Raw genomic sequence first — 13984 nt, 5'->3', positions numbered from 1 at the left:
GCTGGTGCAGTGTCCGTTTACTTGTTTAAGCCTAGCGCAATCTCAAGGCCTTTGCCGTAAGCTTCGTCCGCTTGGTAGGCGTGGTTAACGTGACGTTCTTTGATGAAGTCTGGCACACCATCCATTGCACGAGTGGTGTTGTCGAATAGAGTTTGACGCTGTTCTTCGCTCATAAGACGGAATAGGTCACCCGCTTGGCTGAAGTAGTCTTCGTCTACACGGTGATCGTAATGATCAGCATTGCCGTTGATGCGTAGAGGTGGCTCAGAGTAATCTGGTTGCTCTGCCCATTCTTGTTTGTAGTTTGGCTCGTAACCTAGTGTTGAACCAAAGTTGCCATCAACGCGCATTGCGCCATCGCGGTGGTAGCTGTGTACCGGACAACGAGGCGCGTTAACTGGAATTTGGTGATGGTTTACACCTAGGCGGTAACGCTGCGCGTCTCCGTATGCAAACAGACGGCCTTGCAGCATTTTGTCTGGCGAGAAGCCAATTCCAGGAACGATAGCTGCCGGGTTAAACGCGGACTGCTCAACTTCCGCATAGAAGTTTTCTGGGTTACGGTTCAGTTCAAACTCGCCTACTGGGATCAATGGATAATCTTTTTGTGACCATACTTTTGTTAGATCGAACGGGTTAAAGTTCACTTCATCCGCTTCTAGCTCAGGCATGATCTGTACGTACATCTTCCATTTAGGGAAGTCTTGACGCTCAATCGCTTCGTAAAGGTCACGGTGATGGCTTTCGCGGTCTTTACCTACGATCGCTTCTGCTTCTTGGTCAGTCAGGTTTTTGATGCCTTGCTGAGTTTTAAAGTGGAATTTCACCCAGTAACGTTCGTTTTCTGCGTTGATAAAGCTGAATGTGTGGCTACCGAAGCCGTGCATATGACGGTAAGACGCTGGAATACCACGATCACTCATAACGATCGTAACTTGGTGGAATGCTTCTGGTAGTGATGTCCAAAAATCCCAGTTGTTTGTCGAGCTGCGCATGTTGGTGCGTGGATCGCGTTTCACCGCGTGGTTTAGATCTGGAAATTTTAGTGGATCACGGAGGAAGAACACTGGCGTGTTGTTACCAACCAAGTCCCAGTTGCCTTCTTCGGTGTAAAACTTTAGCGCAAAACCACGGATGTCGCGCTCTGCATCGGCGGCACCGCGCTCCCCCGCAACGGTGGTAAAGCGAGCAAATAGTTCGGTCTTTTTACCAATCTCCGAGAAGATCTTCGCGCGAGTGTATTTTGTGATGTCATGAGTCACAGTAAAGGTGCCGTAAGCGCCTGAGCCTTTGGCGTGCATACGACGCTCAGGAATCACTTCACGATCAAAGTGTGCCAGTTTTTCAAGGAACCAAACGTCTTGCAGTAGTTGGGGACCACGAGGACCTGCAGTCATCACATTTTGATTATGGGCGACAGGACAGCCTGCGGCGGTGGTTAATTTCTTATTTGTCATTTTTCTTCCCCTCCAGGGATCAATACCTTAGCAACTGAAGAGAAGATTATTACGGAAAAGCTGGAAGCAAAAACTGATACTGCTTATCAATTCAATAGGTGGGAACGATGATGAAAAGTAACTTAGAATCAGATTCTTAGCTGATTTTTATGATTGGTTTATTAACGTATTGGCGAAAAGGGTAAAAAGAGCACGCTGGCATTTGCATGAATTGCGCTTTGTTGACAAGGTTAATGTCGGAAATCGCCCCTTTGATATCGCTTTATTGATCATCAAAGGGGCGGAGTGATTAGGAGTACTTCACTTCAATTTGCTCAGCTTTTTCAAACGCTGGATGCGTTGCAAGTTGTTTTCCATAACGTTCAATATTCGGGAAGTGACCAGCCAAACCGAACTTATGCACGAGCTCGACAATAAATGACATCATGATGTCTGCGCCAGTTAAACGTTCTTCTACTAGGTAAGTTTTGCCTTCTAGCGATTGCTCGAAATAACCCAGAACGTTCATCGCTTCTTTGTCAGCATAGCCTGATAGAAATTGAGTTTCGTTTGGCTCTTTGCTAATAAAGATTTTTAACAACATTGGTAAGATTGCTGAACTTTCAGCAAAGTGCATCCATTGCAGGTACTCAGTGTGCGCCTTCGTCCCACGCTCAGGAGCAAACGCACCATCACTGTACTTCTCAATCAAATATTCGGTCATCGCGCCAGATTCAATGATGAACTCGCCATCATCTTCAAGCAGGGGCGATTTACCAAGCGGATGAACGCTCTTTAGCTCAGGCGGTGCCATGAAGGTCACTTTGTCACGAACATAAGGCACGATTTCGTAATCCACATTTAGCTCTTCAAGTAACCAAATGATGCGCTTTGAGCGAGACTGATTGAGATGGTGAAGTTTAATCATTTATTTATCCCTTCCTTATAATGGGTCGTTAATCTGTACTACAAGCTTGCCGAAGTTCTTACCTTCCAACAGACCGATAAATGCTTCTGGTGCATTCTCCAGTCCTTGTACTAGATGTTCACGGTATTGGATCTTTCCTTCTGCCAACCATTGATTAATATCTTGCGCAAATTCACCGTAACGATGTCCGTAGTCATCAAAAATGATGAAGCCTTGCACCTTGATTCGTTTAGTCAGCAGCTTGCCCATTAATAATGGAAGATGGTCGGTACCTTCAGGCAGTTCTGTTGCGTTGTATTGAGAAATCAAACCACAAAGTGGGATACGTGCGCTGGTATTCAGAAGTGGCATTACAGCTTCGAATACTTTGCCACCTACGTTTTCGAAGTAAACATCGATACCTTGGTCACAGGCGTTTTTCAACTGCTCTGCAAAGTCGTCAGCTTTGTGATCTATACATTCATCGAAGCCAAGGACTTCTTTGGCGTAACGGCACTTTTCTTCTCCGCCTGCAATACCAACAACACGGCAACCTTTGATTTTGCCAATTTGACCAACAGTCGCGCCCACAGGGCCTGTCGCGGCCGCTACCACAATGGTTTCACCTGGTTTTGGCTGACCGATATCGAGCAAGCCCATATACGCGGTAAAGCCTGGCATGCCAGCAACACCTAGAGCGTATGATGGGTTTTGTGGTTCTTTGCCAAGTTTAATCACCATCTCACCAGTTGAGATGGCGTAGTCTTGCCAGCCAACAGTGTATGCAAGAACCCATTCACCCGCTTCATAATCTGGGTGGTTCGATGCTTCTACCTGACAAACTGTGCCAGCGATCATTACGTCATCAACCGCAACAGGATCGGCGTATGACTCGGCATCGCTCATGCGACCGCGCATGTATGGGTCGAGAGATAAGTAAACGGTTCTCAGTAGCATCTCACCATCTTGAGGAGTCGGTTTCGCCACTTCTTCTAGACGAAAGTTTTCTTTTGTTGGTGCACCGTGGGGACGTGACGCGAGTACGATTCTGCGATTTGTTGCGTTAGTCATATTTATCTCACTTATTAATTAGACCGGTCGTCTAGTTTTAATTTCAAAATATCCCGCTCATAGAGCGGGAAGGTGTATTGTGCAATCACAGGAGTTATTACCAACTGTGAAACACATGTAGGGTGTTCATCTTACTTTTACGCTACCTACTATGGGCAAGTTCGCGTGTTTTGCAGTAGATGTTGAGTATAGGTCAGACTTTGCGTTAATGCTGCCTGATCTTGATACAGTTTGTTCAGCAAGCTTGCGCCGTTCCAAAGGTAGTATATCTGCCTTGCCAATAAAGCACTGTCACCATTTGGGATAGAGCCATCTTGAATGCCTACGTCAATGCAATCCGCCATTGCTTGAATGGTTTTGTCTGCACCTTGGCGTAACGCTAGACGCATGGACTCTGAGAGATCGGAGACTTCCGCACTTAACTTGACCAACAAACATTTGTTCGCATTACATACGTCGTCTTCTACTTTGACCATTTCTTCAAAGTAGCTCATCAGGCGTTGGTAGCCATTCAGATCGGTATTGGTAAAGCGTGCGTTTAAACGCTCAAAATACTTAGTAAAGTAGTCTTGAATCATCGCTTCACCAAATTGTTCTTTGGATTTGAAGTAATGATAAAACGAGCCTTTCGGCACCGCGGCCTTTTTTAAAAGCTCTGAAAGGCCAACACTCGTGAACCCTCGGTTTACGATCAACTCGTATCCGACGTCGAGAATATGTTGGCGTGTGTCATTCGTCTTTGCGTTCATGAAGTGTACTATAGAATGAATTAGACCAGTCGTCTAGTATTTGTTGTGGGTTATTTAATCAGCTCATACTCAATAACAAAGAGCGTGTCGGTATTTGGGTAGATTTCTCGAATTAACTGCTTGAGTTTTGGTAGTTCGATGGCTTCTTGTTCTGCATGAAACTCATTAATATCTTCAAAGTGAAGTGGTTCTACAGAACGTATCTTGATATCGCAGACTTTACGATCCGTTTCTAAGGTAAAAACTTCGACTTCTGTATTGGGAACGTAATGGCTTTCTGATTCATCTCGAATCGTTATCGTCTTTTTGCCTGACGTGATCAACGGGGTTAAGAATTCAAAAAAAGTAATCTTGGTTGGATGAGATGGCATGATGTACTCGTTAGTCTAGTTGTTTGGCGTAATTATATACCCAAATCCCCCAGAGATTCCTGTATTACTAGAACGATCGAGTGCGGATGAAGCGAATTAACTTGGCACTAAAGTAACCTGAGATAACGCCTATCCAGTTGGTGCTGAGATCATCAAAACTAAATGATCGATTTGGAATAAAAAGTTGGCTTATTTCTTCCATTGAAACGATAGCCAACAGCAGTAGCAAAAGACGAATCCCAAAAAAGTCGGTTTTATTCGAGCTCACCAGAGAAGGGAACGTGAAGACCGATAAAAAGCCGATCAATAAACTGAAAGTAAAGTGAAGCGTACTCGATCCGCCTAAGTAGGTTTCCATTTGCAGATAAGCGGTATGGTGTAGGTCAGAGCTTTTCCACAAAGAAAGTGAAGCGGTTAGCATCAGGACTAAAACAAAACTCGTGCGTGCCAGTATTAAAGCCATAATTAACCTATTGGAAAGAAGCCTAAGTAACGTTTTACAAAGTACAGTGCAGCTAAATTCTGGATAGCCATGCCAATTGCCATTGCCCACGCTGCACCAATCACCCCAAACATTTGACAAAGCGTAACAAGTAGGCAGATGGACACCGTACCGGAGGAAATTGTAATGTATTTCATGGTTCTCTCATGACCACTCATTAATAATAAAAAACCTACTGAACCAGTCGCAACATTGACTAACTGCCCCAGAGAAAGGACGACTAATAGTGGTGCCGCGGCGAGAAACTCCTCACCAAAAAACTGCATTACAAACTCGGGGAAGAGGGTGCAAATAATTACGGGAACAATCGCTAAACCAACATTGGCTCGGCACGCCAAGCGGCTCAGATTCTGCAGTTTGCGCATTTGGCGCTCTTTGTAGAGAGAGGCAAACATCGGGGCGACCACAAAGTTAATGGTAATCAGCACAAAGCCAATCAGTAGTGATGTACGTTGGGCTGCGGCTAACAAACCGAGTTCCGCTGTTGAGATAAAAAAGCCCGCAATAACAAGGCTTCCCCATTGAAGAACATTCGTGAAGATACTGCCAACCCAGACTTGCTTGGCAGAAGAGACCATTTTTTTGTTTGGTACGAAAGCCGATGTTTGATATTGATCTGAGCCTAGCCAATTGACACTAGATATGACCGCGACACCTATGCTCGCTAAAAGCAGTGCGGTCATTAGATTGTTGATATTTTGCTGACCGATATAGTCTAGGGCAAAGACAAAAATGACCATCAACATGCTTACCCCAAGCTGCAACGCAAACAGAGATGATACAACTTTTCTACATGCTTGAAGCACCCGACTGTTGGTTTGCGCAAGCACCAAGAAAGGTATGCAAAGCAAGCATAAAGTAATCGCATACATTGGTGATTGAGTCTGGTTTAGCTGCTCTGGAAACAGATTAAACCCTGCCAACAAAACGCCTATGGCGAGCAAGCAAAATGCCATACTTCGATAAAGTGCGGTTTTATAGTTTTGGCTTTGTTCAAGCTTCTCTTTGTTATTAAAAGCGATCGCATTGTAACGAACTAACGAGACATCAAAACCTAGCTGAGAAACGATGGCGAGTAGCGAGACTAGGTTGAATAAAAAGAAAAATTGACCGGCCGTCGAAGCGTCACTGGTCTTCGATACAATCAGAGTCAGTAAAAAAGCAAATAGCGCACTCAACACACGCGTGATTGCGGTTTTTAATCCAGTAGATAGCAAGCTTTTTTTACCGCTGGGCATCAACAGTAATTTTTGTTGAATAGTGTGAAACATAGGGGCATTTACCGTAAATATTATTGAGTGCGAGGCGCTGCTTTTCTTCACTGAAGGCATCGTTTAATTCTGCTGTATATTGGCGAAAATCGATCTCTTCATAATGATTGACACAATGCGCGATCTGCTTGGCCATTTCTTCAGGTGTGAGCGCTAAAAACGGGTAGTTGAGATCTTTGGTTGCGCCGATGGTCCGAATAACCATAGGAAGATGTAACTTGGATGCTTCTAGAATGGTTAACGGCATCCCTTCCCATGCTGCAGTATGTAGATAAAGGTCTGAACCCTTGAGCTTTTCAACTACCTCATCGCGAGGCAGCATACCCGTTACATCCACATTTTCAGTACGTAATTTCTGTTCGAGTACGTGGTCACCGCCACCTATCCATGTGATCTCTATCGGGCGGTTAAGCGCATACCGATTAAGGAACTGCAATGTGCTGATAAGAAACTGAGGATCTTTTTGGGGCGCGACACGACCAAGTACAACGATCTTCAGCGCTTCTTGCTTGTCTCGCTCTATACGATCTTCACTTTGATAAGACACGTAGTTGTTGAGCAGTTCGGCATGTTTCGCACCAATGCTAATGGCTAGGTCACACTCTCGTTGGCTACAGCCTGCAACCACATCAATTTTGCTCAGTTTTACTTTCTCTAGTGCTTTATAGATCTGGCGTGCAAGCTCTGAGATATCTTCACGTTCGAAGGCATAACAGTGCGGTGTGTAAACCAAGCGTGCCTTGCCAAGCTTTAGAAATCGGCCGAGAAATCCTGCTTTACTCGAGTGCAAATGCACGACGTCGGGACCAAGTGATGCAATCATGTGGTTTGCATCGCGAATAAATTGAAGCAAGCCGCCTTCTACCCACTTTGTCTGTACGAAAATGTGGTGGTTGTTCTCATTGGTCAAGTCGTTTTCTCGGGCTCTGGCTAGCAAGAAATGCTGATAAGGCTCGTCTCTGGATGAGTGAACATAACTATAGAGGGCGGTTTGAACGCCACCTCCAAATGCTTCTGTAACATGGAGCACTTTCTTCATGATGATTTTGTCCCTGGTGTTTGCATCCATTTGTGTTTAAAAGCATCACGCTCTTGTTCTGAATAAACGTGGCGATACAAGGGAAGATCGTACATATAGAACAGTTTTGAGAAGTCGTAGTGATTCTTAAAGTGTTGGTGGATATTGGAGTACCACTTGTTTTTTGCTTCGTTGCTGTTTTTCAGCACGAAGTCTTGCAACTCAAGAAACTCACCGATTTCTTTATCAAGAGAACTGAGCTGTTCGCATTTGACTAGCATGACGTTGGCCTGATCGTTCTGGAATGTGAAGAAAGGTTGAGTGTTGTCCAGTTCTTGGCGCATCACATCGATATTGAAATTACGCTTTAACTCGTTGTCGAACCAGTCCGCAAAATAGTTGAGATTGATATAGTTATCAAAGCAATGCTCGAGGTGCTGATACGTGACTTCCATATCTCGGTGAATTGCATCGTTCTTTTTGCCTTCGATAAATTGCAAATGGAGATCTTGAAAGAAACGAGAAAAGACAGTTGCGATTGGATCGCGGACCAGCGTAACGATTTTAATCTGCTCGCGTTTTTGTAAGATACGTTTTCGTTGCTTGAGCACTAAGCGATAGAGCGCTCGGTTTTTGAAATCGAAAAATTTACTCACGTCTTTTTTATTGTGATACATGTGAAATTCTTCGTGATCATCAAAGGTGTGGATGTGATAGCTTGGGATATTTCTTTCTCCCAGCGTGTGCTCAATTGACGATGAGCCAACTTTGCCCATTTGGTAAACTAAAACAAAATTGTCAGCTTGGAGTTCTCGGTTCTTTTCAAATTGTCGAGAGATTGAATACTTCATCTATCCTATCCTTGATTATTCAAATTCGTGGTGATGGTTTACCGGAAAAGTATGAGCAATGGTGTTGACCTTTGACTCGCGGCTCATGCTTATCATGACGGGTAATAAGAGTATTAAAATGATGGTGGTATTTACCGCAACGAAGAACACCATGATGAGGGCGTATATCGCGAGTAAGAGGCTTTTCCTGTTGTCATTGAGACTACGGAAGCAAAAGCGAATAAACAGAAAATAACCACCAAATAATAGGGCGATACCGAGCAACCCGTATTCAATTGCGGTATCTAACACAAAGTTGTGGGTGTAGATCGCCAGCTCATCATAGTTAAAGTAACTGATCATAAAGTTGGGCAGCATCTTCGCGCCGACACCTAACACCGGGTGTTGAAGTAAAATATCTAGCCCATTGGCAAGTAAAAGCTTTCTATGAAGATTCGATACCCAGCGGGCTTCACTTTGGTTGGCAAATAAGACGTCTTCTTGGGTTATTTCCAATGTGTCCGCTAGCGTTTCAAACCCAACGTAGAGTGTGGTTGTGACGGCAGTAAACACAATGAAGCTTAAGGCTAATAAAATCGTCCACGTGTACGTTTCATTAAGCGATTTTCTCATCAGGTTTTTTACGAGCAGCTGGTCAAAGAAGAAAAGCAGACAAAAACCAAGTAGTGCTTTTCTTTCTTGCGACAACACCAGTAATACCAAAGCAACGAGCATCAAAAGGTGGAAAGCGCGAATTTTATCCCGATAAAGGTACAGTAGTGAGCAAAGTACACCGAACCCGTATTTACTTACCCCGAGTAACTTAAACCCGCTTTGATAGCCTTGAGCAAAGTGCCATAAGGCAACGAGCGTGCAGATCAAAAACAGCAAGTAAGTGAAATAAACCATAACCCTTTCATCATCAAACACGCCATAGGCGTACATTAGGCTAAGCAAGCAGAGAATCGCCAGCCATTGCACGGTTTCTATAACTAGTGGCATTAAGGGGACGCGATTTAGCAGGCCATTTAAGAACACATACCCAGTGAACAATACGAGGAACCCCATACAGGGATGCATGAGTTTTTCAGCTTTTCCTTCCAATACCACTAACGCTGTAAAACCAATGGACAAAAGACTTACGATGTCTGATGGTGCTAGTGCTATTCCTCCAGCACGAAACTTCATAGGAATAAAGAATAATGCCAGTAGGCATGCCGCAAACCATGAGGCTCGCTGGCTCGATGGCGCGGAACTATTTGTTGGCACAAAGCTGCTGGTAGATTCCATAGTAACCTTCACGAAATTTATCGATGGTGTAGAGAGAGGCCCTATTGACTGAGTATTGACTTGCAGCGTCATACCGCTCAACACTTTCACACAGCTGGAGCACTTTTTGGCTCAGCTCATTTGAGTTACCTACCTGAAATAAATATTCGGCACGTCCGGTGACGTCATCCAAACCGGGTACGTCCGATGATAATACGGGTAAGCCTGCTGCCATGGCCTCAACCGCCGCCAAGCCAAAGCCTTCGACATGCGATGATTGCACGTAAATGTCCATGTCGTTCAAAAACGCTGGAACATCAGAAACTACCCCATGAAAGTGAACACGTTGCGTGACGTTGAGCTTTGTTGCCAACGCTTGCAGTGACGATTTTTTTTCGCCATCTCCAGCAAGATGGAGCTCGTATCGTCTCGGTAAATGGACAAGTGCTTGGATAAGCGTTTCATGATCTTTATGTTGATGAAGTCGGCCCACCATTCCAATCTTGATAACTGGTTTGTCGATTAGGTGGCTGGCGCATCTTGGCGTCATAGAAAACCTTTTTAAATCAACGCCATTGTGCACCACGTGATATTTATGTTGGTAGCGAGGCATGAACTTCACCAGTTCATCTTGTACTTTTTCACTAATACTGACCGTCAAGTCGTGGCCCCAATATAAGACGTACTCCATGAACTTAAACAGCGGGTAGTCACGTCGACGGTTGTAAGAACAGTGCTCAGTCTGGATTCGTTTTTTACCTACCGCCAATAGTGCTAGATAAATGGAAGGGTAGAGGTGCCCGTGAACGACATGCGGCCAACGCAGCAAACAGTATTTCTCACTCAATGACAAAGTGCGCCAGTTAAAACACTCTATCCCTTGGGCGGATAGCGTTGGTAAGAAATCATTTTCATCACACAAGACCAAAATTTTGATTTCGTATTCAGGCTTATGTTCTAAAACAAGGTCGACTAAGAACTTCTGAGCACCGCCGTTCTGAGAAAGATCATTAATAATATGTAGAATCTTGGTTTTCATGATTAATTGGTCAGATATTGTTGTTTAAGGTCGGTGATTTCTGCATTTGAGAAAAAGTGCTTCGCCAATTTAGAATTCAGCATTTCTTCAACGTACTCGGGTGTAGGTTGAAATTGCGTTTTGAATTCTTTCATTAGTGGCGAGTACCATTTGTTGTCTGATTGATTTTCATAGACAACATCCACGGGGTAACCTAAAAAGTCTTCAACTGCGGAGTTAGCCTTCGCTAGCTTGTCACTTCGAATGACCAACAGTGAGAAGTTGTTGTTATGGTATGTCTGATAGCCCACTTCGTGATTAAAAGGTTCGTTAAACACATCAATCCCTGTTAGTTGTTTGATTTCGTTGTCAAACCACTGCAGCGGATATTGATGATTCATGTGCTTATCAAATGCCTCTTGGAGTAATTGCGGTCGTTCGGTACGTATTGCGCTGTCATCCTTTAGATATTTGTCCGCCATCCAAAAAGGAAGTGCTTGAAAGAACATTGAAATATTTCGTCCGATCGGTTCACGCACCAGTGAGATAATTCGAACTTTTTTCTTGTGCTTTAACATACGGCTCATCGCTATGCGCTTGAGTCGTCGCTTTAACGCATTGATCTGAGGTTTATGCAATTGCGCTCTAACAGGGGATATCTGTTTTTGCGCATCGACAGTCATAAGGTCGTGCAAGTGAATCGAGTTAGGAATGGAATGTTCTAATGCACTCGAACCTACTTTGCCCATTTGATAGATCAATACCGGTTGTTCTTGGCTTTTCAACGTTTGGTACCAAGATGCGTTTGAGTTAGTAGGCGTATTTCTGGACATAAAGCGTTTCTCCTTCCTTAGTCTTGGCTTGTGTGATTAAGACGCCAAGAGATGGAACTGAGTGTTGTATTTGTTTAGATAACGCAAGGTTAACCAGTGATGATTTTGTCGATTCTGAGCGAATGACGGTAATCAGACCATTGGCATACTGACCAAGAATAAGTGCATCACTCACTGACAGTAGGGGCGGTGTATCGATAATGATCCGGTCATACTTATTTTGAAAATGTTCGAGCAACTTTTTAAAGCGATCAGAAGCCAGTAATTCCTGTGGGTTTGGCGGAATTAGGCCGGCCGATAATACATCTAAGTTGGCTTCTTTTATATGTGTAACACAATCTTTGATTGGCGTATCCATCGTCAGGATATGCGTTAAGCCAGGGCTTGATTCAGCAATACCGAATCGCTTTGCGATGGAAGGTCGACGTAAATCGCAGTCGATGATCAATACCTTTTCCATTTTTGAAAACGACACCGCCATATTGATACTGGTTGATGTTTTTCCTTCTTCTGGAATAGCAGAGGTAAAGGGCAATATCTTTTGCTTCGTGTTGGTTAATCTGAGCAGAAGCGAGGTTCTGACCGAGCGGCAAGCTTCACTAAATAGCTTTTCTTCATCATCTAAATACGCGGTATAACTGACGCCGTTTTTACGCAAATTGCGTTTTTTGACCATAGGAATCACACCTAAACACGTAACACCAAGTTTTTCCTGCACATCGGCTGTGCTTCGGATAACTTCTCGCATCGTTTCTAAGATGATGACCAGAGCGCAAGCAATGGCAAAGCCAAAAAAGGTGGCAATCAGTACCAGTTTGATTCGTTGTGGTGCCACCGGGAATAGAGGAATGATGGCTTTATCAGTAAAGCGAGCCGTGACATTCTTGTAGTCGCTGGTGGCGTTGGTCTCTTTCTCACGATTTAAGAACGCTTCATAGAGTGCCTTATTGGATTCAACCTCGCGTTTTAACTGTTCGTAACGCGCTTTTTGTGACCCTAACGATTGGAAGTCTGACTTTTTGTTATCGAGTTCTGCTCGAAGCATGTCCTCTTGCGCTTTTGCAGCAAGAAGGTCTTGTTGCTTACTGAAGGAAATGTCACGGATGAGTTGCTGTGTTCTTGATTGAATTTCAGCAAGCTGTGCTTTCGCCTGAATCATTCGATCATGCTTAGGTCCGTAGCGCTGTGCCAGTTCAGAGAGATTTTTGGCTGCCTGTGCTTCCGACAATTTTAGATCGCGGATCTGCGCTTGATTAGCGAATTCATCAATTGACAGCAAGCTGTCTAAACTTTGTGAAGATTTACGTCTTAACAGTTGGATTAACGTCTGCGCTTCAATGCGCTTATTAACAGCGACATTTAGCTTGCGAGTGAGTTCTTCTAGCTCATTTGCGTAAATTTCATCAATACCGTTTATATCGATCAACCCTTCTTTTAACAAGAACTCTTGCAGCGCTTGCTCAGAGTTACGTAATCGCTCCTCCAATTTTTGTGAGTTATTTGTCAACCAAGTGGCCGCATTTTGTGTAACGACCAATTTGGCTTCAAAATTTGCGTCAATGTAGGCTTGGCCGACCGCGTTGGCGATTGTCGTTGCAAGCTTAGGATCGGTAGAACGAAAGCGAATTCTGACTAATTGGGTGTTACGTACTGGCTCAATATCGAGTTTACTTCTGAAAGCTTGAAGTGCCTGATAATAGGACTCTGAAAATTGGGCGGTTTCTTTTGGGCTTGGTGCCACATTCAGTAGGTCTTGAACAAAAGGGATCGACTTTATTTGGTCGATCTTTTGATTTAATCCACCTGAGCGTGTGAACTCCGTTAGTTGAGTTAGGTTCAGCTCTCTAATGACCTTATCTGCGATATGATTCGATTTTAAAATGGCGATTTGCGTTTGAAAGTACTCTTTTTTTGTCGTGTCGACGCCATATACTTCCTCGATTGAAAGGGCGCTTTTTTGTTCCTCTTGGATGAGTAGCGTAGCTGTAGCTTGGTATACCGATGCTTTGGAGTAGATATACCAAGTACAAGTTAATGAGAACAGAAGCGTGAATGCTGCGATGCTTAGCCAATTCTTTTTAATCGCTTTGAAGTGATGGCCAAAACGAATCAGTTCTACTTTGTTCATCTGGAGATTATTTGGATGAGTCCCGTTCATTTGATTCCCTGTCACTTAAAAGAAGCTCTGGTCGATAAATACAATGTCACCAGGCTCAACGTTGCGGTGCATACTGACACCCTCTATCGTTTGACCCGTTTTATGTTTGGTGAGGTTAATGCCTTTGCGTGAGGCTCGGTCGGTCAAGCCACCAGCTAAAGCGATGGCCTTTTCGATAGTTAATCCTGGTCGATATTCAAATCCACCTGGTTTCCTGACTTCGCCATTGACGTAAAACAGACGAAAGTTATTGATGGTGACCATCACTTTTGGGTTGATGAGATAATCGCCTTTTAAGCCCATTTCTATTTCGTACTTGAGTTGTTTCGGTGTTTTTTTGATTGCTTTGATTCGGCCAAGGTAGGGGTAATCAAAATAGCCATCTGACGTTATTAGAATATTTTTAATCGTAAGATCTTCTTCACCATAGACCTGCACGGAAATGGTATCGCCCGTGTCGAGTAAGTAATCTTCTTCGTTTGAGTCAGCGTTTACCAAGGTGCTAAATAGCAATAACGCGACGCTCATGAATGTGATGAATGACTTCATTA

14 protein-coding genes are annotated in these 13984 nt (G+C 44.0%); all 14 read right to left on the bottom strand.

Annotation, left to right across the window (positions count from 1 at the left end):
- Window positions 1-17 precede the first annotated feature (17 nt).
- On the bottom strand, window positions 18-1457 hold the full coding sequence (locus MSG33_RS05880; RefSeq protein ID WP_248380213.1) for a catalase: 1440 nt from the start codon (window positions 1455-1457) through the stop codon (window positions 18-20).
- 289 nt (window positions 1458-1746) lie between these two features.
- Window positions 1747-2364, bottom strand: coding sequence for a glutathione S-transferase (locus MSG33_RS05875; RefSeq protein WP_047008454.1), 618 nt, complete (start codon window positions 2362-2364; stop codon window positions 1747-1749).
- 15 nt (window positions 2365-2379) lie between these two features.
- On the bottom strand, window positions 2380-3414 hold the full coding sequence (locus tag MSG33_RS05870) for an NADP-dependent oxidoreductase (RefSeq protein ID WP_006742222.1): 1035 nt from the start codon (window positions 3412-3414) through the stop codon (window positions 2380-2382).
- A 149-nt stretch (window positions 3415-3563) separates the two neighbouring features.
- Complete coding sequence (locus tag MSG33_RS05865) at window positions 3564-4163, bottom strand: TetR/AcrR family transcriptional regulator (protein ID WP_006742221.1); 600 nt, start codon at window positions 4161-4163, stop codon at window positions 3564-3566.
- Between the two features lie 50 nt (window positions 4164-4213).
- Complete coding sequence (yqfB, locus tag MSG33_RS05860; protein WP_005385855.1) at window positions 4214-4534, bottom strand: N(4)-acetylcytidine aminohydrolase; 321 nt, start codon at window positions 4532-4534, stop codon at window positions 4214-4216.
- A 67-nt stretch (window positions 4535-4601) separates the two neighbouring features.
- Complete coding sequence (locus MSG33_RS05855; protein ID WP_248380212.1) at window positions 4602-4997, bottom strand: VanZ family protein; 396 nt, start codon at window positions 4995-4997, stop codon at window positions 4602-4604.
- 2 nt (window positions 4998-4999) lie between these two features.
- Window positions 5000-6307 (bottom strand): oligosaccharide flippase family protein, encoded by a 1308-nt coding sequence (locus tag MSG33_RS05850; RefSeq protein WP_248380211.1) that lies wholly within the window; start codon window positions 6305-6307, stop codon window positions 5000-5002.
- Window positions 6261-7346 (bottom strand): glycosyltransferase family 4 protein, encoded by a 1086-nt coding sequence (locus MSG33_RS05845; protein ID WP_248380210.1) that lies wholly within the window; start codon window positions 7344-7346, stop codon window positions 6261-6263. The genes MSG33_RS05850 and MSG33_RS05845 overlap by 47 nt, the downstream gene beginning before the upstream one ends.
- Window positions 7343-8176 carry a putative capsular polysaccharide synthesis family protein gene (locus tag MSG33_RS05840; RefSeq protein WP_248380209.1) on the bottom strand — a complete coding sequence of 278 codons (834 nt, stop codon included), beginning with the start codon at window positions 8174-8176 and terminating at the stop codon, window positions 7343-7345. Before MSG33_RS05840 ends, MSG33_RS05845 begins: the two co-directional genes overlap by 4 nt.
- 15 nt (window positions 8177-8191) lie before the next feature.
- Window positions 8192-9445 (bottom strand): O-antigen ligase family protein, encoded by a 1254-nt coding sequence (locus tag MSG33_RS05835; RefSeq protein WP_248380208.1) that lies wholly within the window; start codon window positions 9443-9445, stop codon window positions 8192-8194.
- Window positions 9411-10463: a glycosyltransferase gene (locus MSG33_RS05830; RefSeq protein WP_248380206.1), complete on the bottom strand. Its 1053-nt coding sequence runs from the start codon at window positions 10461-10463 to the stop codon at window positions 9411-9413. Before MSG33_RS05830 ends, MSG33_RS05835 begins: the two co-directional genes overlap by 35 nt.
- A gap of 2 nt (window positions 10464-10465) precedes the next feature.
- A complete protein-coding gene (locus MSG33_RS05825; protein WP_248380204.1) occupies window positions 10466-11275 on the bottom strand; it encodes a putative capsular polysaccharide synthesis family protein in 810 nt (269 codons plus the stop codon).
- Window positions 11253-13433: a polysaccharide biosynthesis tyrosine autokinase gene (locus MSG33_RS05820; RefSeq protein ID WP_248380202.1), complete on the bottom strand. Its 2181-nt coding sequence runs from the start codon at window positions 13431-13433 to the stop codon at window positions 11253-11255. Before MSG33_RS05820 ends, MSG33_RS05825 begins: the two co-directional genes overlap by 23 nt.
- Before the next feature lie 15 nt (window positions 13434-13448).
- Window positions 13449-13961, bottom strand: a complete 513-nt coding sequence (locus MSG33_RS05815; RefSeq protein WP_248380551.1) for a polysaccharide biosynthesis/export family protein — start codon at window positions 13959-13961, stop codon at window positions 13449-13451.
- Window positions 13962-13984: the final 23 nt, after the last annotated feature.

The organism is Vibrio sp. 1CM7H (assembly GCF_023161645.1).
Lineage (GTDB): Bacteria > Pseudomonadota > Gammaproteobacteria > Enterobacterales > Vibrionaceae > Vibrio > Vibrio diabolicus.
The sequence above is the reverse complement of the archived record's forward strand: the minus strand, read 5'-3'. Positions and strand labels throughout refer to the sequence as shown.